Below are 21,378 nucleotides of genomic sequence, written 5' to 3' on the forward strand. Positions count from 1 at the left end.
AGTGACTCACCATGATCGAACGCATCAAGGGAACAGATCCACTCATCGTGCTCATAGTCCTGGCCGTCATCGTTGCCATCATCTTTCCGGCGCGAGGATCTTTTGCCGACGCCTTCCAGGTGGCCACCAACGTCGCCATCGCCCTGCTCTTCTACCTCTATGGCGCGCGCCTCTCCACCCGCGAGGCGCTGGCGGGCCTGACCCACTGGAAGCTGCACCTGACCATCCTGGCGTTCACCTTCGTGGTGTACCCGCTCATCGCCCTCGCGCTGCGACCCGTCCTCACCCCCTTCATCTCCGAGGAGCTCTACCGGGGCATCGTCTTCCTCGCGCTGGTACCCAGCACCGTGCAATCCTCGGTGGCCTTCACCTCAATCGCCCGCGGCAACATAGCCGGGGCGATCGTCGCCGCCTCGGCCTCCTCGCTGGTGGGTGTGCTGGCGACCCCGCTGCTCGTGCTGCTGCTCATGTCCACGGGAGACGGCATCACCATCGACTCTAGCGTCTTCCTCGACATCGCGCTCCTGCTGCTCCTGCCGTTTGTCCTCGGGCAGCTCACCCGTCGGTGGACCAAGGACATCGCCGCCAGCAAGGCCACCAAGATCGTCGACCGGGGTTCCATCACCATGGTGGTGTACTCCGCGTTCTCCGCGGGGATGGTCGCCGGCATCTGGAGCCAGGTTTCGGTGGGGGAGATCATCTTCCTCTGCGTCTTCTCCGCGGCCCTCGTGGCGGCGATGCTCTGGCTCACCCGGTTCGCGGCCACCAGGCTCGGATTTAACCGGGCGGACACCATCGCCATCGAGTTCTGTGGATCCAAGAAGTCCCTGGCCACCGGGCTCCCCATGGCCACGGTCATCTTCGGCGCGAGCTCACTCGGACTGCTCATCCTGCCGCTGATGATCTACCACCAGATCCAGCTCATGATGTGCTCGTGGCTAGCCGCCCGCTACGGCCGCCAGGACGCCTAGGTTTGCCTAAACGGGCGACAGCGACGACGATGTTTCACGTGAAACCTCGCCACTACGTCCGTACCGAACTCACCGTCCCCGGAGCAGGAACCGCCGTCCACATCGCGGATCTCGAAGAGATCGACCAGACGACGTGCCGCATGAAACGCATCATCGAACTCGCTCCGGACGACACCATCATGGGGTTCGTCGGGGAGGGCCGGAGCGCGGGGCAGGCACAGGCCCCGATGGAAACCGTGCCCCACCCGGACACCTACGGAGACTTCCCCGACATCAGCGTCACCCGTCTGCGAGCCGATGAGTTCCACGCCCTGTGGACCGAGGCGCTGGCGAAATTCCCCGGGGCCTGACTAGAACACCAGGTTGACCAGGACCATGTAGAACGCCGTGCCCAGCAGGATCGACCAGGCCGGCTTGTTCAACCACAGGTGAAGGGCCAGCGTCGCCGCCACCGCCAGCAGCCCCGGGAGCAACCCTCCCGGGGCTGAGGTCTGCCCGGCCAGGGTGTACACAACCAGAACGGTCATCACTCCCACGGGCATGGTCACCCCGAGAAGATGGACGAGGCTGGAGGAGCCGAGCGACTTACGGATGGAGAAGGGAACCACGCGCAGGATCACCGTGACCAACGCGATGGGCACCATCACCACAAGCACCATCTCGAGGGTGACACCCTCCGGCAGGCCCACTAACGCCGTTCCTCGGGGCGGAGGGTGAGCAGGGCGTCGATACGCGGCGAAAGAAAACGAACCACCAGCAGTACGAAGTAGACACTCAGCGCAGCCAGCAGGAGCTGCTGCGGGAGCAGGAGGGCCGCGGCCACTCCGAACAGGGCAGCGCACAGGGGGAGTGAGAAGTCGGGGTTGTTGCGGAACGCCTCCACGGCGAGGACGACAAACAACGCGGTGAGCGCGAAGTCGAGACCCTCCCAGGAGATCACCACCGCGGAGCCGCCTAGCGCGCCCACGATGCCCGAGATCACCCAGGACAGCTGGCAGAACAGCGAGATGGTGAGCAGACGGGTCGAGGAGACGGGCCGACCGTCCTCCAGACCATCAGAGCCGAAGCGGCCGGTAATGGCATAGACCTCATCGGTGAGTGCGTAGGTGGCGTACCCGCGCCCCAGCAGCGGGCCGATCCGGTGGCGGGGATAGGTGAGCCCGTAGAAGATGTGCCGGAAGTTGACCAGGACGCCGATGATGAGCGCGGTGACCCACCCCGTGCCCGCGGTGATCAGGCCGAGCGCCAGAAACTCCATGGACCCCGCGTACAGCACGATGGAGAAGACCGGGGCCCACCACCAGTCGAAACCCGTCTGCACGACCAGGAGGCCGAAGGCGAGCCCCAGCGGGACGAGTCCTAGGCCGACGGCCCAGCTGTCGCGCAGGCCCGCCGCCACCTCGCCGCGCGCGGGCATCAGTTTTCCGCGACGTCGGCGGGGTAGGTGGAGAACAGCGGCAGCGGCATCGGCTGGCGGCGCATGACATCTCCCCAGAGGTCGGCGCGGCCGGGCATGATGACATCGCCGGGCAGCGCCGGCACGATGTACCAGTCGCCGCGTTCGATCTCGTCGTCGAGCTGGCCGGGAGCCCACTCGCAGTAACCGGCGAACAGTCGCATGCCCTCGACGAGCTCACCCAGCTCCGCGGGGTCCGACCGCAGGTCGATGTGGGCGAGGCGGTTGGCGAGCCGATTGAGCTGGGGCGCCGCGTTGATGTCCACGCCCGGCCGGGTGACGCCGAGCCCGACGACGGACTGCTGATTCACGGGGCCACCGATGTACAGGGCCTGCGGCTTGGCCACCACGTCGGCCCACTCGGGCATGAGGTTGGCCACCGCGAGCTCGCTGCGCTGGGTGAGGTTGACGCCGAAGGTCAGCACCTCGTTGTGCTCGATGATGAGGATCACGGAACGGGCGAACATGTCGGACAGCATGCCCGGAGCGGAGATGAGCAGCATGCCGGGGGAGGGTTCCCCGCGCTCCAGGGCGGTGAACAGGCGGTCAGCGTAGAAACTGGGCACGGGGACGATCCTTTTTTCAGTGGGCGTGTCTGGCAACTCTAGGTGGGCTCACGCCTGCTCGCCAGCCCACCATTCACGAAGCAGGCGGGTGGCTTCCTCGCGTTCCAGCGGCCCGTGTTCCAGGCGCAGCTCCTTGAGAAAGGACCACGCCCGGCCGACGTCGGGGCCGGGGCGGAGGTCGAGGATGCGCATGATCTCGTCGCCGTCGAGATCCGGGCGCACGCGGGCGAGATCCTCCTTCTCCGCGATCTCGGCAATCCGCTTCTCCAGGTCGTCGTAGGTGCGCTGGAGCCGGCCGGCCTTCTTCGGGTTGCGGGTGGTGGAGTCCGCGCGCACCAGTTTATGCAGGCGAGGAAGCAGATCCCCGGCGTCGGCGACGTAACGCCGCACCGCGGAATCGCTCCACGCGCCCTCGCCGTAACCGTGGAAACGCATGTGCAGGAACACCAGCTGCGAGATGTCGGAGACGTCGGACTTGGAGAACTTCAGCTCCTTCAGCCGCTTACGCGCCAGCTTGGCGCCGACGACCTCGTGGTGGTGGAAGCTCACGCCCCCGCCCTCCTTGAGCTCCTTGGTGTCCGGCTTGCCGATGTCGTGCAGCAGCGCGGCCCACCGCAGCACGAGGTCGGGGCCCTGCTCCGGATCCTCCTGGTCGATCGCCTGCCGCATGACCTGAAGCGAGTGGCGGTACACGTCCTTGTGCTGTTTGTGCTCGTCCTCGGTCATCTTCAGCGCGCCGACCTCGGGAAGCACGATCGCGCCCAGACCGGTCTCCACCAGGAGATCGATCCCGGCGGAGGGGTCCGCACCACCGATGAGTTTGTTGAGCTCGACATGCACCCGTTCAGCCGTGATCCGCGAAATCTGCCCCGCCATGTCCGTCATGGCGTCCTGAACACGCTTGGCGACGCTGAATTCCAGCTGACTGACAAAACGAGCGGCACGGAGCATGCGCAGGGGATCGTCGTTGAAGGACTGCTCCGGGGTGCCGGGCGTGTCCAGCACCCGGCGGGAGAGATCCGCCAGCCCCCCGGCCGAGTCATGGAACTCGGAGGCCAGCTCGCCGTCGACCATGGTGAGGCGGACCGCCATGGCGTTAATGGTGAAATCCCGGCGCACGAGATCGCCCTCGAGGGTGTCGCCGAACGTCACCTCGGGGTTGCGGGAGTCACCGTCGTAGAGGTCGGAACGGAACGTGGTGATCTCAATCTGCTGGCCCCGGTGCTGGGCGGAGACGGTTCCATACTCAATGCCCGTGTCCCAGACCACCTCGCACTGGGCGTCGAGAAGCTCCTTCACCACGTCGGGCCTGGCCGGGGTGGTGAAGTCGAGGTCGTTGCCGAGACGGCCGAGGAGGGCGTCGCGGACCGAGCCGCCGACGAGGTAGAGCGCGTGGCCCGCCGCGTCGAAGGCCGCCACGAGGTCGACCAGAACCGGGGCGAGTCCGGAGATGGTGTTCTGGGCACGGACGAGCTGTGCTAGGGCCTCCTCGCTGGTGTCGGTCGCCTGTTCACCACGGGATTCATGAGAGCTTGTCACGCGACACACCTTACCGCCCGGCCCGGGGCCACCCCATCGGGTGGGAGGGCGGGAAGATACCCGCGCGCCACCGGGTAGAGGAATCTCCCATTTGGGTATCCAGCGGATACCATTCAGGGGATGACTGACAACGACAATGCCTCTGAGGCCCGCTCCGGCGGGTCGTCGGAGGCCACGGGCGCCCAGAAGGGACAGCGACGTCGCGGACGACGCCGCTCCCGCCGTCGTGGCCAGTCGCCCCAGCAGGCCCAGCAGGGCAACTCCCAGCAGGGCCAGAGCGTGCCGCAGCCGGAGCCCGCCCCGAAATCCGGCGGGGAAGAATCCGGCGGCGAGTCGACGAATCGCCCGCGACAGCGTCGCCGCCGGTCCAGCCGGGGCGGCAAGAACCGGGGCAACCAGGCGAACCGCCCCAGAAACCAGCAGAGCCAGCAGAACCCCCAGGAGACCGCGACGCAGCCGGCCGCGGAAACCGCCGGTGCCGGTGCGGAAACCCGCTCCTCCCGGGGCGGGCAGAACCGCCGCACCGGCACCAAGGGCGGGAACGAGTACCGGCGCGGCCAGTCCTCCCACCGGCAGCGGCAGGGCCAGGGGCAGGGCCAGGTCCAGCACAACCGCAACACCTCGGCGAACCGTCACCGCGGGCCCGACACGTCGCGGATGGTCACGCGGGACGAGACCTCGGCGGGAGGGCTGGTCATGTCCGGCCTCGCGGAGGCTGTCGGCACGAACGGGGACGTCGATCTCTCCCGCATCTACGTCGCTCTCATCGGTCGGCTCGACCGACGTGGCCGCCTGCTGTGGTCCATGCCCAAGGGGCACGTGGAACCGGGGGAGGGCCATGCCGCGACCGCGGAGCGTGAGGTCTGGGAGGAGACGGGCATCAGCGGAACGGTGATCACCGAGCTCGGTGTCATCGACTACTGGTTCGTGTCCGACGGGGTGCGCATCCACAAGACGGTGCACCACCACCTGCTGCGCTACGCCGACGGTGACCTCAACGACGAGGATCCCGAGGTCACGGAGGTGGCGTGGATCCCCGCCTCGGAGCTTATCGAGCACCTGGCCTACGCCGACGAGCGCAAACTCGCCCGCATCGCCCATGACCGGCTCCCGGACCTCGCCCGGCAAGAGAAAGCTGAGGGAAGGGCCACCCCCCGGTGACGGCGGGAAGAACGGCCGCCCGTCTCGGCGCCGTAGCCCTCGTCGGCGCGCTGGCGGCTAGCCCCCTGCCCGGCGCGAACGCGCAGGGGATCGCGGTGCCCGTGGCCCCCGGGACCGACGCGGCGGACGATCAATGGGAGAGCGACAGCGCCCGGCCGGGGGAATCCTCCTCGCCGGTGCAGATCGACCTCGTCGCCGCACCCGCCCTGGATAACGGACCGCTGGCCCCGGGCGCCACGCTGACGGTGACCCTGCGCCTGACCAACTCCTCCGACCAGCGCATCGACGACCTGTCGCTCACCCCGCAACGTGCGGACGCGGTCTCCGCGGTGCCGCAGGCGCGGGAGGGGCTGGCGGCGCCGTCGACAAGCTACGGCTACTACGCGCAGTCCCTCGACATCGAACCGCTGGACCCGGGGGAGTCCCGCGAGGTCACCGTCACCACCGCCACCGACTCGGCGGCGGCATCGACGCTGTCCATCTCCGAGCCCGGCGTGTACCCCGTGCTGTTTTCGCTGCTGGGGACCGATCCTGTTTCCGGCGGCGCGGGTGTCATGGAGACGGAGCGGTTCCTGCTGCCCGTCGGCGAGCAGGAGAAACCCACCGATGTCCCGGGGTTGTCCCTGCTCTATCCCGTCACCGCCGAGGTGGACATCACCCCGGGCGAGACGGGCGCGGCGCCGCAGCAGCAGCCGCTGCTTCTCGAATCCGACCAACTCGCCGGCCAGCTCACGGCCGACGGGCGCCTGACACGGCTGCTGGAGATCTACGCGGAGAGCGCCCCCGGCGCGGCGTCGTGCCTCGCGATCGATCCGGAGCTTGTCGACGTCGTGAGCCGCATGTCGCAGGGATACACCGTGGGCGCGGAACAGCGGCTCCCGGAACGCCCGCAGCGCCTGCGTGACTCCTGGGGCAGCGAGGATGACGCGGACGAGGGCGTGGCCGGGACGGGTGCGGAGGACGCCGCGGCGTGGATCGCCCGCCTGACGGAGATCGCCTCGACCCGGTGCATCATCGCCCTGCCCTGGGCGAGCGCCAGCGTGGACGCGGTCGCCGCCACCGACGATGAGTGGCTGGTCCGGGAGACGCTGGAACGCGGGCCCGCGACCCTCAACCAGATCCTGGGCACGCCCGGAGTGACCAACACGATCATCTCACCCGCCGGTTACGTCTCCCCGCCAACGGTCTCCGCTCTGGGCTGGGCGGATCACTCCCGCTCGACCGTTCCCACGGGCGGGATGAGTGCCGCGTGGGAGGCCTCCCACGCCGTGGCCGACACCCCCTCTGCGGCGGCCCCCGTGCCGCAGCAGACGGTGAGCACCCTCGTGGCGGGCAACACCGTGTGGTCCGGGCAGGGCGCGGGCAGGTTCCACACCCTGGCGCCCGGCATCATGTCGGCGGGTTACGACGACTCGCTCGCCGCCACCCTTGCCGCGACCGGTCCGAACCCGGCCACGGTCGGTTACTCCAACCCCTACCTGCGCTACGACCTCAACCTGGACTCCACCCTGTCCCGCGACATCACGGCGGCATCCGCGCTGGACCTCGCCGTGGGAACGGACGATCAGCCGGTCCTCGCGGCGCTGCCGCTCACCCTGGAGCCGGACACCGCCCAGCGCACCGTCGACGCCGCCAACCGCCTGCTCGCCACCGGGCAGGCCACGCCGCTGAGCGTGCCGGACTACCTCGCCCCCACGGAAGAGGAGTCCCGCGCACTCATCGACGCACCACCGCTCGCCGACGACCCCGAGCCGGCCTTCGGCTCGCCCTTCGCGGACCCCAGCGTCTACTCCGACGCGGAGATCCTCCAGGCCGGCCAGCAGGCCGGGTACACGGACGACCTCACCCGCATCCTCTCCAACGACCCCGCGCTGGCCCTGACCCGCTACGGCTACACACTGCCGTTGCGACGCGACCAGATCCGCTCCCTGAGCTGGCCGGGCTGGCCCGGCCGGGCGAACGCCCGGAGCTACGAGGAATCCGTCGATCGCTCGGGGGCCATCCTCGCGGGCAGCGGGGCCGCGGTGCAGCAGCTGCGGGAGTCCATCGCACTGCTTCCGCCGGGCAACGTGTACACCCGGACGTCGGAAAGCTCCCCCCTGCTCATCGTCGCGGAGAACCGGCTGCCGCTGCCGGTGGAGGCGCATATCAGCCACGACACCGATGCCGAGGGGGTGCGGCTGACCACGCCCGACGTGGTGCGCATCCCGGCCTTCGGCTCCATCACCACCTCCATGACCGCCGACCTGCCCGATAAGGCCGAGCAGACGGAACTGCGGCTGTGGCTGGCCACGCCCGACGGCTCGGCCATCTCCGCGCCGGTGGACATCACCGTGCAGACCCGCGGCGGGTCACTCGTCCTGCTCACCGCGATGGGGCTGCTCGCGCTGGTCCTGGTGGTCGGGGTGGTGGCGCGCCTGGCCTCCCGGCACCGACGACCACCCGACTCGGGCTAACACCCCCCGCATCCTGAATCTGAACCACCCGCAATGAGCAACGAAAGGTCCGTCGTGGACACCGTGGACACCAACGAGCCCGCCCACCAGGGGCTGCGCCGCCGACACCTGGAACCCTCGCCCCCGGCGCCGGTTCCGGCGACCACCCCGGCGCGGACGACCGTCGCCGCGGACCCCGTGGAGATCGCTCCAGAGGCGGCCTCGGTGGCGGCGCTGGCCGGCGCCGGCGTTGGCAGTGGCAGCGGCACCATGGCTCTCGCCCCGCGCGGGGAGGGCGGCAGCGAGTCGTCGATAAGCGAACCCGAGCCCCCGGCCGTCGCCGAGGAGTCCGCCACGGAGTCCTCGGACTCCGACGTGGTGCGCTCCACCGGTTCCATGGCCGTGGCCACGCTGCTTTCTCGCATCACGGGATTCGTCCGCATCGCGGTGATCACGTCGCTGCTGGGCAGTGCCATCGGCTCCGCGTTCCAGACGGCCAACACGCTGCCGAACCTCATCACCGAGATCGTGCTCGGTTCCGTGATGACCGCGCTGGTGGTGCCGGTGCTCGTGCGCGCGGAGAAGGAGGATCCCGACAAGGGAGCGGCCTTCATCCGGCGGCTGTTCACGCTGACGGTCACCCTGCTCACCGTGGTGACACTGCTGGCGGTGATCGGCGCGCCGCTGCTCACCCGACTGCTGCTCGCCCAGCACGGCCAGGTCAACGTGGGCATGTCCACGTCCTTCGCGTTCCTGGTGCTGCCGCAGATCTTCTTCTACGGGCTGTTCTCCCTGTTCATGGCGGTGCTCAACACCAAGGGCATCTTCCGCCCGGGTGCGTGGGCGCCGGTGGCGAACAACCTGGTCTCCATCGCGGCGCTGCTGCTCTACGGGCTGCTGCCCGGGCAGCTCGATCCCGGCGAGCGGGTGGGGGTCGCGGATCCGCACGTGCTGCTGCTCGGCCTGGGCACCACCCTCGGTGTGGTGGTGCAGTGCGCGATCATGGTGCCGTCGCTGCGGCGCGCGGGCATCGACCTGCGTCCCCTCTGGGGTATCGACGACCGCCTCAAGCAGTTCGGCGGCATGGCCGTGGCCATCATCGTCTACGTGGCCATCAGCCAGCTCGGCTACATCGTCACCAACCGCATCGCCTCCCAGTCCGCCGCCGGCCCGATCATCTACTCCAACGCGTGGCTGCTGTTGCAGGTGCCCTACGGCATCATCGGCGTGACCCTGCTGACCGCGATCATGCCGCGCCTCTCGCGCAACGCGGCGGACGGTGACGACAAGGCCGTGGTCAAGGACCTCACCCTGGCCACCCAGCTGACGTTCATCGCGCTGATCCCCATCATCGTATTCTTCACCGGCTTCGGCATGCCCATCTCCTTCGCGCTGTTCCAGCAGGGGCGGTTCACCCCGGAGGACGCCGAGCTGCTGGGCCTGACGCTGGCCTTCTCGGCGTTCACCCTCATCCCTTACGCCCTGGTCATGCTCCACCTGCGGGTGTTCTACGCCCGGGAGAGCGCCTGGACGCCGACCTTCATCGTCGCCGGCATCACCGTCACCAAGATCATCCTGTCCGTGCTCGCCCCGTTCGTCGCGTCCTCCCCGGAGCACGTGGTCATCCTCCTCGGCGCGGCCAACGGCTTCGGCTACCTGGCCGGCGCGGTCATCGGCATCTTCCTGCTGCGGAGCAAGCTGGGTTCGCTGCAGTTCCACACCATCGCCCAGACGTCGGCGTGGGCGCTGGCCTCGTCGCTCATCGGCCTCGCCGTGGCCCTGCTCGCGCAGTGGGTGCTCCTGGGTATCGCCGGCGAGCCCCTGGAGCGCCTGTCCAAGCCGTGGCAGTTCTTCCTCGTGGCGGCGTGCGGTCTCATCTTCCTCGTGGTCACCGGCCTGGTGCTCTCGCGCTCCCGCCTGGCCGAGGTGCAGAACCTCGGCCGTCTGTTCTCCCGCCTGCCGGTGATCGGCCGGTTCATCCGGGTGGACGAGGACCGGGCGATCAACGTCGCCGGCGCCGGTACCATGGAGCTCTCCGCACAGCTCGCGGCCTTCGACGCCTTCAACGCGTCCCCGGTACCGCCCCCGATGTCCGCCGGCGTGGTCCGTGGTCCGCGCCTGGTTCCGGGCGCCCCCGTGTCCGACGGCCGGTTCCGCCTGCTTTCCGAGTGCGGCAGCGTCCAGGGCGCGCAGTTCTGGAAGGCCCGCGAGCAGGAGACCGGCCAGACCGTCGGCCTGACGTTCGTGGACACCTCCGGCCAGGCACCGCTCGCGCCGCGCACCCAGGCGGAGATGGCCCGCACCGCCGGTGAGGTCTCCCGGATGACCCGCAAGCTGGCCGGCCTGGACCATCCCGGGATCGCCGACAACATCCGCATCCTGTCCTACCGCACCGGCTGCCTCATCGTCGCCGACTGGGTGGAGGGGTCCTCGCTGCGCGACGTCGCCGACAACTCCGTCCTGCTCGATCCCAAGGCCGTCGCCGGGGCCCTCGCCCCCCTCGCGGAGGCCGCCGCCGACGCGCACGCCGCGGGCACGATGCTGGGCCTGGACAACTCCTCCCGCATCCGCATCACCACCGAGGGCACCGCGGTCCTGGCTTTCCCCGCGGTTCTTCCCCAGGCCTCCCTGCAGCAGGACGCCTCCTCCCTCGCGTCGGCCATCGGCCTGCTCGCCGACGCCACCTGCACCGAGGATGAGTCCGTCGACTCCGAGCTCGCCCAGATCGCCTTCGACGCCCGCGCGGTCGCCAATGAGACGGACTCCGAGCCCGTCCCCGGTGAGCTCGACCTGCTGCGTGACCTCGCCTCCCGCCTGCGCGCCTACAGCTACGGCATCGAACATGTCCCGGAGAACAGGCTTATCGACGCCCCTTCCGAGGCCCCCGCCACAGCCAGCGAGATCCCCGACCAGCCGGCGGTGGGTTTCGGCTCCTCCGGCTACACCCGCGGGGCGACCGCCCTGGTGATCGGCCTGGTCATGTTCTTCGTGCTGCTCATCGCCGCCGCGACCACGCTGCTTACGTCCCTGTTCTCCGGGGACAACGACAACGCCCCGGTCAACTCCGACTCCATCCAGGGCAGCCAGGTGTCCTCCCTGCCCCGGGAACTGCCCCTGGTGCTCACGCCGGACGCGACCGTCGTCTGGCAGGCACCCGGCGAGGACCCCGCCGCCGACCACCCGGAGGCCGCCGGCGCCGCCGGGGACGATGATCCGGCCACGGCCTGGACCTCCGACAGCTATCCCGAGGGGATGGGGACGAAGCCGGGCATCGGTCTCGCCGTGACTCTCGCGGAGCCGGCGACCCTGGAATCGGTGCGGGTCGATTCCCCCTCCCGCGGCGCGCGTTACGCCGTCTACGCTCTGCCCGCCGGAGCCGACCCGAGGCAGGTCGTGGGCCTTTCCGACCTGCGCCGGATCGCCGCCGGTGAACTGCGCTCCGGGCCCGCCACCATCGAGCTGGAGGAGACGACGCAGCCTTCGGGCGGCGTGATCCTGTGGTTCACCGAGCTTCCCCCGGAGGGTGACTCGTTGGCGGTGGAGGAGATCTCCCTGGTGGGACACACCTAACCGCGGTTCCCTCCCCGTGCCCACTGTGGTGGGCACTCTCACCCGGCAGCCACGGCCGGGAACCCGAAAGATAACCGGTGTACGCCACGTTATTTTCGGGGGGAAACCACATGGCTGTCACACCCGGGTCTTCCGACCCCGCCCACGATGTCTTCGCAGCCTTCGGCGACGGGGATCCACGCACCGACGAGGACCTCGTCCACGACTTTCTGGACGGCGACACCGCCGCCTTCCGCAGGATCGTCCAGCGCCACCGCGCCCGGCTGACCAACGTCGCCCGCAGGTACGCGGCAAACGAGGACGACGCCCAGGACATCATGCAGGAGGCCTGGCTCAAGGCCTCCACCTCGCTGGGCACTTACCGGTCCGAGGCGAAACTCACTACCTGGCTGCATCGTGTCGTCGCCAACAAAGGCTACGACTTCGTCACCCACAAAGCCCGCCGGGAACAGCCGCTACTCGACGACACCGACACGGCACACCGCTACAGCGAACAACTCGTGCACGACCCCTACGAGCAGGTGGACCGCACGCTGCTGCTCAACCAGGTCATCGCGTCGCTGCCCGAGCACCAGCGCACCGCCCTGATCCTCGTGGACATGCTGGGCCATGACCTTGATTCGGCCGCGGCGGAGCTCGGGGTGCAGACCGGAACGGTCAAGTCCAGGCGCGCCCGCGCCCGCGCCTCGCTGAGGGGGAGCATCGGGGCAGGTGCCTGACCCCGGAATGCGGCCGACGGGCGAGGTGTTGGAATATCCGTCTGCGTGTGTCGCCCGTCTACACTGAAGGGCCACACGCTGGATACGATAGCACCCACCCCGCCTGACAAGGAGACGCACTTTCCATGACCGACACTGTCCATGATGTCGCCATCATCGGATCCGGCCCCGCCGGATACACCGCGGCCCTCTACGCCGCCCGGGCGGAACTCAAGCCCATCGTCTTCGAGGGGTACGAATATGGCGGCGAACTGATGAACACCACCGAGGTGGAGAACTACCCCGGTTTCCAGAAGGGCATCATGGGCCCGGAGCTCATGGAGGAAATGCGTTCCCAGGCGATCCGCTTCGGCGCCGATCTCCGCATGGAGCTCGTCGACCGTGTCGAGCTCGAGGGGGAGATCAAGAAGATCCACGTCGGCGACGACATCTACTCGGCCAGGGCCATCATCCTCGCCACCGGCGCGGCACCGCGCCACCTGGGGATCCCGGGGGAGCAGGAGCTCACCGGCCGCGGCGTCTCCACCTGCGCGACCTGCGACGGCTTCTTCTTCAAGGGCCAGAACATCGCCGTCGTCGGCGGCGGCGACTCCGCGATGGAGGAGGCCATCTTCCTCACCCGCTTCGCCGAGAAGGTCACCCTCGTGCACCGCCGCGAGGAGTTCCGCGCCTCCGCCATCATGCTGGACCGTGCCCGGGAGAACGAGAAGATCGAGATCCTCACCAACAAGGCCGTGGAGTCGGTCAACAGCGCCGAGGGCAAGGTCGGCGGGCTCACGTTGCGCGACACCGTCACCGGCGAGGTCTCCGAGCTCGCGGTGGGCGCGATGTTCGTGGCCATCGGCCACGACCCGCGCTCCGCCTTCCTGGAGGGACAGATTGCGCTGAAGGAGGGCGGCTACGTGCGTACCGACGAGCCCTCCACCGCCACGAGCATCACCGGTGTCTTCGCCTGCGGTGACCTCGTCGACGACCACTACCGCCAGGCCATCACGGCCGCCGGTTCCGGCTGCAAGGCCGCGCTCGACGCCGAGGCCTTCCTCGGCGGACTCGTTGCCGCCTCCACCCCGGACGAGGCATAAACCATGGCCGACACCATTGACGTGACGCAGGAGACCTTCAAGTCCCAGGTCATCGAGTCCGACAAGCCGGTCGTCGTCGATTTCTGGGCCACCTGGTGCCAGCCGTGCAAGAAACTCTCGCCCATCATCGAGGAGATCGCCGAGGAGATGGGGGAGCAGATCACCGTCGCCAAGGTCGACGTGGACGCCCAGCGCATGCTCGGTGCGATGTTCCAGGTGATGTCGATTCCCACCGTGATGATCTTCAAGAACGGCGAGAAAGTCGACGAGTTCCAGGGCCTGCGGCCCAAGGACGACATCGTCGACAGGATCAACTCGCAGCTCTGACACACTGGTATCGTCACACCGGCACGCAACATCAGCACCACCCGTAGAACACGAAGGGACAACCGCCTTGGCACACGAAGCACGGATCGGCGACAGCAACGCCAGAGTTGCTGAGGCCCGCTCTACGCTCGCTCGCCTGGGTTACCTCACCGGCGACGACGAGGTTCCCGACTGGAAGGCCCGGAAGTTCAACGAGAGCGACAAGTACTTCGACGAGGGCCTGGCCGACGTTCTCAAGGCGTTCCAGCAGTCCCGCGGAATCATCCCCTCCGGGGAGCTCGACACGATGACACTGCGCGAACTCCGCCACGCGTCCTACCAGCTCGGCGCCCGTGTCCTCAGCTACCAGCCGGGTAACGAATTCGTCGGCGACGACGTCGCCCAGCTGCAGAAGCAGATGCAGGAGCTGGGTTTCTACTCCCACCGCGTCGACGGGCTGTTCGGCGAACGCACCTACCACGCACTGGCGACCTACCAGCTGAACTCCGGGCTGCAGGACGACGGCGTCTGCGGGCCCGACACCCTGCGCGCACTCTCCCTGCTGGGCCGGCGCATCAAGGGCGGTTCCCCCCAGGCGATCCGGGAGCGGGAGAACGTCCGCGACGCCGGGCCACAGCTCGCCGGCAAGCGGGTCGTCATCGACCCCGCGCTCGGCGGAGTGAACAAGGGCCGCGTCGTCAGCGGCAGACTCGGGGAGATCACCGAGGAGGAGCTCCTGTGGGATCTCGCCTCCCGCGTGGAGGGCCGCATGATCACCGCGAGCATGGAGACCATCATCTCCCGGCCGCGCACGGACGATCCCGACCCCCAGACCCGCGCCGACATGGCCAACGCCTTCGGCGCCGATCTCATGATCTCCCTGCACTGCGACCATTACCCCAACGAAAAGGCCAACGGCTCGGCCACGTTCTACTTCGGCTCCGAGACGGGCGCGTCCTCGCTGACCGGCGAGCTGCTCTCCGGCTTCATCCAGCGCGAGATCGCCGCCCGCACGCCGCTGGCCAACTGCGGCAACCACGCCCGTACCTGGCAGCTGCTGCGCCTAACCACCATGCCCACCATCGAGGTGGTCACCGGATACCTCTCCAACCCGCGGGACATCTCCGTGCTCGCGGACCCCGCCATGCGCGACAAGATCGCCGAGGCCATCGTCGTCTCTGTCAAGCGCCTCTACCTGCTCGACGACGACCACCAGCCCACCGGCACCTACAACTTCTCGCAGCTTCTGCGCGCCGAGCAGGGTTAACGCCCCGGGGCCACCAGCGCGGCCTCTCGCAACAGCATTTCGATGTCGGCCGCGCTGAGCAGGTCACGCGCCGGCGGCAGCTCCAGCCGCATCCGGGGCAGGACCGGGTGATCGCGCTCGACGCGGAACCCCGCGCCCTCGAGGTGGTCCACACCCAGCAGTCCGATCTCCTCGCGTTGCGCGACCACGGAGAGCACGTCGTCGATCTCCTCGTCCACGGCGAAGTACTCCACATCCCCGCGCAGCCCGAACGCCTCCACCGCGGAAAATCCCCGGCCGGTGAGGTCCATGATGGCGCTGTCGAGCAGGACCGACTCCAGGCCTCGGCCGAGGAGCCGGGGGTCGATGAACAGTGAGGTGATCAGCTGGGCGTCGTCACGCACGGGTGCCGAGGGCAGGGCGCGCGCTCCCGGGGCCTCGGCGGGGGAGCAGTAGAGCACCGTCGCTGCGACATCCTCGAAGGAGAGGGTGAAGCCGCAAGTGCCGTACTCCGTGAGCCGACCGGCGAGCAGGGCCTCCTTCTCGAAGCGCTGCTCACCCGCCTTCTCCACCCGCGCCCGTGCCGCCGGTTCCATCTCCCAGAACAGGCTCGTGGCCGCGCCCGGGTGGATGGTGTCCAGGTTGTCCTGGGCCAGCGGTCGAAGTCGCGGATCCATGGGCCCGACTAGTCGTCCCGGCCCTCGATGATGGACAGAATGCGTTCGAAATCGTCCCGGTCGCCGAACTCCACGACGAGTTTGCCCTTGCGCTTGCCCATGGTCACCGACACCTTGGTCTCCCATTCATCGGCAAGACGCTCGGCGGCCGCGGTGGCGAACTCCGGGGCGGGTGTGAGGCGTCGCTTGGCGACGGGCGTGGCCGCCGCTCCCCGGGAGTTGAGCAGCGACACCTCCTCCTCGGTGGAACGCACCGAGAGCCCCTCGCGCACGATGCGCTCGGCCAGGTGATCCTGTGCCTGGGCGGCGTCGTCCACCTTCACGCCGAGCAGTGCGCGGGCATGACCGGCGGAGAGCACGCCGGCGGCGACGCGCTTCTGCACGGGCACCGGCAGCTGGGCCAGACGGATGGTGTTGGTGATCACCGATCGGGACCGGCCGAGACGCTCGGCGAGCTCCCCGTGGGTGACCCCGAACTCCTGGAGCAGCTGCTGGTAGGCGGCGGCCTCCTCCAGGGGGTTGAGCTGCACGCGGTGGATGTTCTCCAGCAGCGCGTCGCGCAGCATGTCCTCGTCGGCGGTGTCGCGGACGATGGCGGGGATCTTCTTCAGCCCCGCCTTCGACGACGCGCGCCAACGGCGCTCGCCCATGATGAGCTCGTAACCGTCATCGTCGGCGGCACGCCGTACGACGATGGGCTGCAGCAGGCCGAACTCCGAGATGGAGTGCACCAGCTCGGCGAGTTCCTCCTCGTCGAAGACCTCGCGCGGGTTCTTCGAGTTGGGCCGGATCGACCCGATGGGCAGTTCCTCGTATGTGGCACCGTAACCGGAGCCGGAGTCCTGCGAGACAGCCTTCTGCAGCGACTTCGCGGTCTCCGCGCCGGCGGAACCCGTGTAGGTCGGGGCACCGGGGACAGCCGAGTTGCCGAAGATGAGGTCTGCCGCGCCGTTACCGATCTTCGGGCGCGGTGCGTCCCCCGCCTCGGGCCCGGGGCCGGAGGGAATGAGGGCGCCCAGGCCGCGGCCCAACCCACCCTTGCGTGGTTTGTCTGCCATCTATTCCTGCTCCTTGTCGTGTTCGCTGAGAAGCTCCCGTGTCGCGGGACTGACACCGATGGGACCGGTGGATTCGTGCGGGAGGTAGTCGCCGCGGGTGGCCAGCTCCTTGGCCGCGTCGAGGTAGGCCAGGGCGCCCCGGGAGCCCGGGTCGTAGTCGATGACGGTCTGGGCGTAGCCGGGTGCCTCGGAGATCTTCACGCTGCGCGGGATGATGTTCTTCAGCACCACGTCGCCGAACTGGCCGCGCACCTCGTCCACGACCTGCTGGGACAGCTTGGTGCGGCCGTCGTACATGGTCATGAGCACGGCGGAGATGTGCAGGTTGGTGTTGAGGTGCTCGCGGATCATGGAGATGTTGCCCAGCAGCTGGCCCACCCCCTCGAGCGCGTAGTACTCGCACTGGATGGGGATGATGACCTCGTCGACCGCGGTCATGGCGTTGATGGTGAGCAGGCCCAGGGACGGCGGGCAGTCGATGATGATGTAGTCGAAACCCTCGTCGGCGACGTGGCCCTTCCGCAGCGCATCCGCCAGTCGATATTCGCGGCGCACCAGCGACACCAGCTCAATCTCGGCGCCGGCAAGGTCGATGGTCGCGGGAATGCAGAAGAGGTTCTCGTTGGCGGAGCGGTGGATGGCCTCCTCCGCGGTGGCCTCGCCGATGAGCAGCTCATAGGAGCTGGTGGTGCCGGCGCGGTGGTCGACCCCGAGGGCGGTGGAGGCGTTGCCCTGCGGATCCAGGTCCACCACGAGCACCTTCAACCCATGGTGGGAGAGCGCGGCGGCGAGGTTCACCGACGAGGTGGTCTTGCCCACGCCACCCTTCTGGTTGGCGATGGTGATCAGCCGCGGCTGATCCGGCTTCGGAAGCGACAACCGCCCCGGAGAGAGCACCTCGGCCGCGCGGCGCGCCGCCGCGGCGATGGGGGTGTCATCCCAGTGCTGGTCATCCATGAAAAATGTGCTCCGTTATCATCGCTGGCGCTGAGTTCGAGATCCACCTTAGTTGTTCGGGTGGTCACCTCACCCGCGGGATGCGAATGAGTCTGGTCTCCTCCTCCAGAAGACCCGCGCCCGCGGTGAAAATCTCCGCCTCGCCGCCGCCCGCGCGTTTGATGTCGTACGCGTCGCGCTCCAGCTCCTCGTTCACCGAGGAACCCTTCATGGCGACCATATAACCACCGATCCTCGCCAGCGGCAGCGACCAGCCGGCGAGCTTGCCCAGGGGCGCCACGGCGCGTGAGGTGACCACGTCGACCTTGCCGGCCTTGCGTACCGACGGCTCTTCAGCGCGCCCGCGGATGACCGTCACGTTGTCCAGTTCCAGGGCCTCGACGACCTCTCCCAGGAAAGTGGAGCGCTTGAGCAGTGGCTCGATGAGCCGGATGTTCAGATCGGGGCGGGCGATGGCCAGCGGGATGCCGGGCAGGCCGGCTCCGGAGCCGATATCGGCGACGGAGATTCCCTGGTCGAAGGCCTCGCCGATGACGGCGCAGTTGAGGATATGGCGGTCCCAGAGCCGAGGCACCTCGCGGGGGCCGATGAAACCGCGGGTGGAGCCGTCCGTGGCCAGCAACCGGTGATATTCCACGGCCTTGTCCAGCCGGTTGCCGAAGATGCGGCCGGCGACCTCCGGGGGAAAAGTCGGGGTGGGATTGCTGTCGGCTGACACGGCTGGAGCTCCTCGGGGGGGGGGAATCTGGGGGACACTTCACTCTAGCGTTGCCTTAGGCGCGGGTACCAAAAACCCGGCCGCCGCTGGTGAGCGGGGGCCGGGTCATGGTGAGGGGACGGGTCTACTTCCTCTTTTTCTTCGCCTGCGACCTGGCGCGCTGGGCGGCCGCGCGGTCAACGGCGGGCAGATCCTGCACGGGTTGTTCGGCGGCGGCGTCGATAAGCTCCTGGACCTCGGCGCTGGTGGAGCCCTGGTTGCGGAGCGCGTCCTGCCGGCGCTGCTTCTTGGTGCGGTTGTCCACCTTGCGGGCGCCGGGCGCGGGAGCGGTGGCCTGGGCCTTCTCGCGTTTGATGGCGTCCTCCTTCTCCTCCTCGCGGTCCATGACCCCGTAGGTCAGGCGCGTCTGGACGAAGGTCCACAGGGTGTTGGTGAGCATGTAGGCGAGCAGACCGATGGGCCAGATGAAGCCGGTGGCGATGGTCATGGCGGGCATGACCCACAGCATCATGCTGCCCATCATGTTCTGCTGCATGGCCATCATCTCGGCGTTGTCGCCGGTGGGGGCGGCCTGCTTGCCGGAGGCCTGGCGCTGCTTCTGGCGGCCCAGGGTGTAGCGCGCGTTGAGGTGCGTGAACAGTGCGATGAGGATGACAAACGGCACGGCGACCATGACGATGTCGGGGCGGCCGAAGCTCGCGTCGTTGAAGGCGCGGAACTGCTCGGCCGGCATGTTCATGAAGGAGGACAGCGGCACGCCGAAGATGCGGGCGTCGAGGAAGGACTGGACGTCGTCGACCGTGAAGAAGTAGTTGGCCGTCTCGCGGTTCTGCTCCACCGTCAGACCCGGGGCACCGAACTGGGTGCCGGTGCGGTTGAAGGATCGGATGACGTGGAAGATGCCGAGGAAGACCGGCAGCTGCACGAGCATGGGCAGGCAGCTGGCCAGCGGGTTGAAGCCCGCTTCCTTGTAGATCTTCTGCGTCTCCTCGGCGAGCTTCGTCTTGTCGTTCTTGTACCGCTCGCGCACCGCCTGGATCTTCGGCGTGATCTCCTGCATGCGTCGGCTCGAGCGGATCGAGCGGACGGTGGGGTAGGTCAGGATCGCCTTGACGGTGGCCGTGAGCAGGACGATCGCCAGCAGCCAGGTGACTCCGGAGTCGTGGGGCATTCCGGCGAAGGTGAGCACCTCACGCCAGAACCGCATGACGGCGGAGATCGGATAGTAGATGAAGTTGAGCACTTGGGTTACGAAACTCCTAGGTCAGCGGCCTTCTGGCGCCGCAGGTCGGTCACTCACGGTACGGGATCGTACCCGCCCGGATGCCACGGTCCGCACTTGGACAGCCGCGCCATTCCCATCACCGTTCCACGTAGCAGCCCGTAACGCGCTATCGCCTCGAGGGTGTAGGCGCTGCAGGTGGGAACGAAACGGCAGGACGAGTACATCTTAAGGCCCGAGAGGTTCTCCTGGTAGAAGCGAACCGCCCCGACCCCGGCCCGGGCGAGCACGCCCCGGGGTTCCGGGATGCTCTCGCCGGCGGCGTTGTAGTACTCACCCACCGGAGGAATCCTTCTTCAGGGCCCGGGCCAACGCCTTGCGCAGGTCCTTCTCCAGTTGAGCACTGTCCGCCGTTCCCGCGGGAGGAAGGGCACGCAGGACAACGGCTGTTCCGCGTGGCAGCTCCGTGCTGAGGCGTAGGGCGATGTGCCGGAGTCGACGGGCGGTGCGGTGCCGGACCACGGCGTTTCCCACGGCCTTGGAAACAACAAGACCGAACCGAGGGCCCCCGGTGGTCACCGGGGAGCTCTGCGATTCGGTCTGCTGGTGGTACGCGTGAACGACCATCGTCCTGCTGCCCGCCTTCGACCCACGTTTCATCACCCGGGAGAACTCCGCGGAGGAAACGAGTTTGAGGTTATGGGGCAGCACGACGGGGTGGCGCTTAAGCGGTGAGGCTCTTGCGGCCCTTCTTGCGACGCGCGGCGACGATGGCGCGGCCGGCGCGGGTGCGCATCTTGATGCGGAAGCCGTGCTTACGCGCCCGACGGCGGTTGTTGGGCTGGAACGTCTTCTTTCCCTTGGTCACGGTGAAGCTCCTTGAGACTCGGCGCAGCCGACCGCTGTGTCACCCCCTGGACAGTGCCTGGCCTGCGCCAGATCCAGAGGACAACACCCGGGTGTGGTCGACCGCTCAAATTATGTGCGGTGTTTTTCATTGTCGAGTGTCGCGCCCAAGCAATCAGGGGCGACGTGCGAAAACCTGCTCCGACACACGGCGCAGGTTCGCGTCGTGGCCCGGTGATTCGGTGCAGGAGACCGCTCTCGAGCACATTCCCCGCGAGTGTGCATGACACGTCGGGGTATGTGACAGACCCGCTCAGACTACGTCACTTTCGCGCCGGTGGACAAATCGACACACGGGGACACACAACGGGTTTCTGCGGGGACACCCGGAATTACACGCCTGTCTTTTTCGGCTGGTCAGCGCGCCGCCACGCGGTCTACGCTGCGCGGCTGACACGCGGGACCCGTGCTCCCGGCCCGCCGGGAAGCAACTCGTTATTCCGTTTCGCTGGCAGTGCACACAGGTGTGGGTAACATTGCCCGAAGTTTATTTTCCACAGGTCATCCGGGGTTGTTCGTTGTGGATAACTCTCAATTACCGGTTGAGACTTTTCCGCCCCGGCGGTAATATCAGCAGGTAGAGACCCTTTTTTTTCGTTCCCAGCGTTATCCACACCCCTGGGGACGGCCTGTGGATAACGGCGTCGACAGTTCATCCACAACTGTGGATAATTTTGTGGAATGCGTGGTGGAGACGGTAAAGAATTACACCGAGAGGTGTGAATGACTGAACTACCGTCCGCCTGCCGAGAAATTTTTGATGGTCGAAAAACAGGAAGCGGAGTCAAC

21 protein-coding genes are annotated in these 21,378 nt (G+C 68.0%); 9 read left to right on the top strand and 12 right to left on the bottom strand.

Annotated features, from left to right (window positions below; translation table 11 throughout):
* The first annotated feature begins 11 nt into the window (after positions 1–11).
* Together CDOO_RS12880 and CDOO_RS12885 are read left to right on the top strand one after the other, a co-directional pair.
* Positions 12–971, top strand: a complete 960-nt coding sequence (locus tag CDOO_RS12880) for a bile acid:sodium symporter family protein (RefSeq protein ID WP_018022396.1) — start codon at positions 12–14, stop codon at positions 969–971.
* 29 nt (positions 972–1,000) lie between these two features.
* Entirely contained in the window at positions 1,001–1,321 is a 321-nt protein-coding gene (locus CDOO_RS12885) for a hypothetical protein (RefSeq protein WP_018022395.1), read from the top strand.
* Here the strand turns inward: CDOO_RS12885 and CDOO_RS12890 are convergent, their stop codons facing one another.
* From CDOO_RS12890 to CDOO_RS12905, 4 genes are read right to left on the bottom strand one after another with little or no spacing between them, the layout of a single operon-like run.
* Positions 1,322–1,630, bottom strand: coding sequence for an AzlD domain-containing protein (locus CDOO_RS12890; protein WP_051064086.1), 309 nt, complete (start codon positions 1,628–1,630; stop codon positions 1,322–1,324).
* Positions 1,631–1,659: 29 nt separating this feature from the next.
* Positions 1,660–2,388 carry an AzlC family ABC transporter permease gene (locus CDOO_RS12895; RefSeq protein ID WP_018022393.1) on the bottom strand — a complete coding sequence of 243 codons (729 nt, stop codon included), beginning with the start codon at positions 2,386–2,388 and terminating at the stop codon, positions 1,660–1,662.
* Positions 2,388–2,993 carry a YqgE/AlgH family protein gene (locus CDOO_RS12900; protein ID WP_018022392.1) on the bottom strand — a complete coding sequence of 202 codons (606 nt, stop codon included), beginning with the start codon at positions 2,991–2,993 and terminating at the stop codon, positions 2,388–2,390. Before CDOO_RS12900 ends, CDOO_RS12895 begins: the two co-directional genes overlap by 1 nt.
* A gap of 48 nt (positions 2,994–3,041) precedes the next feature.
* Positions 3,042–4,532: a CCA tRNA nucleotidyltransferase gene (locus CDOO_RS12905; protein WP_018022391.1), complete on the bottom strand. Its 1,491-nt coding sequence runs from the start codon at positions 4,530–4,532 to the stop codon at positions 3,042–3,044.
* 120 nt (positions 4,533–4,652) lie between these two features.
* Between CDOO_RS12905 and CDOO_RS12910 the strand changes: the two genes are divergently transcribed.
* The 7 genes from CDOO_RS12910 to CDOO_RS12940 all read left to right on the top strand — a co-directional run bounded on the left by CDOO_RS12910 (position 4,653) and on the right by CDOO_RS12940 (position 15,072).
* Positions 4,653–5,693, top strand: a complete 1,041-nt coding sequence (locus CDOO_RS12910) for an NUDIX hydrolase (RefSeq protein ID WP_018022390.1) — start codon at positions 4,653–4,655, stop codon at positions 5,691–5,693.
* Positions 5,690–8,149 (top strand): hypothetical protein, encoded by a 2,460-nt coding sequence (locus CDOO_RS12915; protein ID WP_018022389.1) that lies wholly within the window; start codon positions 5,690–5,692, stop codon positions 8,147–8,149. The genes CDOO_RS12910 and CDOO_RS12915 overlap by 4 nt, the downstream gene beginning before the upstream one ends.
* A gap of 33 nt (positions 8,150–8,182) precedes the next feature.
* Positions 8,183–11,698: a murein biosynthesis integral membrane protein MurJ gene (murJ, locus tag CDOO_RS12920; protein ID WP_020384651.1), complete on the top strand. Its 3,516-nt coding sequence runs from the start codon at positions 8,183–8,185 to the stop codon at positions 11,696–11,698.
* Between the two features lie 110 nt (positions 11,699–11,808).
* Positions 11,809–12,417, top strand: coding sequence for an RNA polymerase sigma factor (locus CDOO_RS12925; protein WP_018022387.1), 609 nt, complete (start codon positions 11,809–11,811; stop codon positions 12,415–12,417).
* Positions 12,418–12,542: 125 nt separating this feature from the next.
* Positions 12,543–13,499: a thioredoxin-disulfide reductase gene (trxB, locus tag CDOO_RS12930; RefSeq protein ID WP_018022386.1), complete on the top strand. Its 957-nt coding sequence runs from the start codon at positions 12,543–12,545 to the stop codon at positions 13,497–13,499.
* Positions 13,500–13,502: 3 nt separating this feature from the next.
* A complete protein-coding gene (trxA, locus tag CDOO_RS12935; protein WP_018022385.1) occupies positions 13,503–13,826 on the top strand; it encodes a thioredoxin in 324 nt (107 codons plus the stop codon).
* A gap of 67 nt (positions 13,827–13,893) precedes the next feature.
* Entirely contained in the window at positions 13,894–15,072 is a 1,179-nt protein-coding gene (locus tag CDOO_RS12940) for an N-acetylmuramoyl-L-alanine amidase (protein ID WP_018022384.1), read from the top strand.
* Here the strand turns inward: CDOO_RS12940 and CDOO_RS12945 are convergent.
* The 8 genes from CDOO_RS12945 to rpmH form a co-directional block, all read right to left on the bottom strand.
* Positions 15,069–15,728 (bottom strand): hypothetical protein, encoded by a 660-nt coding sequence (locus CDOO_RS12945; RefSeq protein WP_018022383.1) that lies wholly within the window; start codon positions 15,726–15,728, stop codon positions 15,069–15,071. The genes CDOO_RS12940 and CDOO_RS12945 overlap by 4 nt on opposite strands.
* An 8-nt stretch (positions 15,729–15,736) precedes the next feature.
* Entirely contained in the window at positions 15,737–16,786 is a 1,050-nt protein-coding gene (locus tag CDOO_RS12950) for a ParB/RepB/Spo0J family partition protein (protein ID WP_018022382.1), read from the bottom strand.
* A complete protein-coding gene (locus CDOO_RS12955) occupies positions 16,787–17,743 on the bottom strand; it encodes a ParA family protein (protein WP_018022381.1) in 957 nt (318 codons plus the stop codon).
* Positions 17,744–17,807: 64 nt separating this feature from the next.
* The gene (rsmG, locus tag CDOO_RS12960; RefSeq protein ID WP_018022380.1) at positions 17,808–18,461 is read right to left on the bottom strand and encodes a 16S rRNA (guanine(527)-N(7))-methyltransferase RsmG; all 654 of its coding nucleotides are present in this window, start codon (positions 18,459–18,461) and stop codon (positions 17,808–17,810) included.
* Positions 18,462–18,585: 124 nt separating this feature from the next.
* Complete coding sequence (gene yidC, locus CDOO_RS12965; RefSeq protein WP_018022379.1) at positions 18,586–19,704, bottom strand: membrane protein insertase YidC; 1,119 nt, start codon at positions 19,702–19,704, stop codon at positions 18,586–18,588.
* Positions 19,705–19,757: 53 nt separating this feature from the next.
* Entirely contained in the window at positions 19,758–20,024 is a 267-nt protein-coding gene (yidD, locus tag CDOO_RS12970; RefSeq protein WP_018022378.1) for a membrane protein insertion efficiency factor YidD, read from the bottom strand.
* Positions 20,017–20,394 (bottom strand): ribonuclease P protein component, encoded by a 378-nt coding sequence (rnpA, locus tag CDOO_RS12975; RefSeq protein ID WP_026159428.1) that lies wholly within the window; start codon positions 20,392–20,394, stop codon positions 20,017–20,019. Before rnpA ends, yidD begins: the two co-directional genes overlap by 8 nt.
* Positions 20,395–20,407: 13 nt before the next feature.
* Positions 20,408–20,551: a 50S ribosomal protein L34 gene (gene rpmH, locus CDOO_RS12980; protein ID WP_018022376.1), complete on the bottom strand. Its 144-nt coding sequence runs from the start codon at positions 20,549–20,551 to the stop codon at positions 20,408–20,410.
* Positions 20,552–21,378: the final 827 nt, after the last annotated feature.

This window comes from Corynebacterium doosanense CAU 212 = DSM 45436 (assembly GCF_000767055.1).
In the GTDB taxonomy this organism is placed as follows: Bacteria; Actinomycetota; Actinomycetes; order Mycobacteriales; family Mycobacteriaceae; genus Corynebacterium; species Corynebacterium doosanense.

Bases quoted from the DNA above. Each gene is read 5' to 3' on its own strand.
- CDOO_RS12880 (WP_018022396.1), top strand. From the start codon at position 12: ATGATCGAACGCATCAAGGGAACAGATCCACTCATCGTGCTCATAGTC.
- CDOO_RS12885 (WP_018022395.1), top strand. From the start codon at position 1,001: ATGTTTCACGTGAAACCTCGCCACTACGTCCGTACCGAACTCACCGTC.
- CDOO_RS12890 (WP_051064086.1), bottom strand. From the start codon at position 1,630: ATGGTGCTTGTGGTGATGGTGCCCATCGCGTTGGTCACGGTGATCCTG.
- CDOO_RS12895 (WP_018022393.1), bottom strand. From the start codon at position 2,388: ATGCCCGCGCGCGGCGAGGTGGCGGCGGGCCTGCGCGACAGCTGGGCC.
- CDOO_RS12910 (WP_018022390.1), top strand. From the start codon at position 4,653: ATGACTGACAACGACAATGCCTCTGAGGCCCGCTCCGGCGGGTCGTCG.
- murJ (WP_020384651.1), top strand. From the start codon at position 8,183: ATGAGCAACGAAAGGTCCGTCGTGGACACCGTGGACACCAACGAGCCC.
- CDOO_RS12925 (WP_018022387.1), top strand. From the start codon at position 11,809: ATGGCTGTCACACCCGGGTCTTCCGACCCCGCCCACGATGTCTTCGCA.
- trxB (WP_018022386.1), top strand. From the start codon at position 12,543: ATGACCGACACTGTCCATGATGTCGCCATCATCGGATCCGGCCCCGCC.
- trxA (WP_018022385.1), top strand. From the start codon at position 13,503: ATGGCCGACACCATTGACGTGACGCAGGAGACCTTCAAGTCCCAGGTC.
- CDOO_RS12945 (WP_018022383.1), bottom strand. From the start codon at position 15,728: ATGGATCCGCGACTTCGACCGCTGGCCCAGGACAACCTGGACACCATC.
- CDOO_RS12950 (WP_018022382.1), bottom strand. From the start codon at position 16,786: ATGGCAGACAAACCACGCAAGGGTGGGTTGGGCCGCGGCCTGGGCGCC.
- CDOO_RS12955 (WP_018022381.1), bottom strand. From the start codon at position 17,743: ATGGATGACCAGCACTGGGATGACACCCCCATCGCCGCGGCGGCGCGC.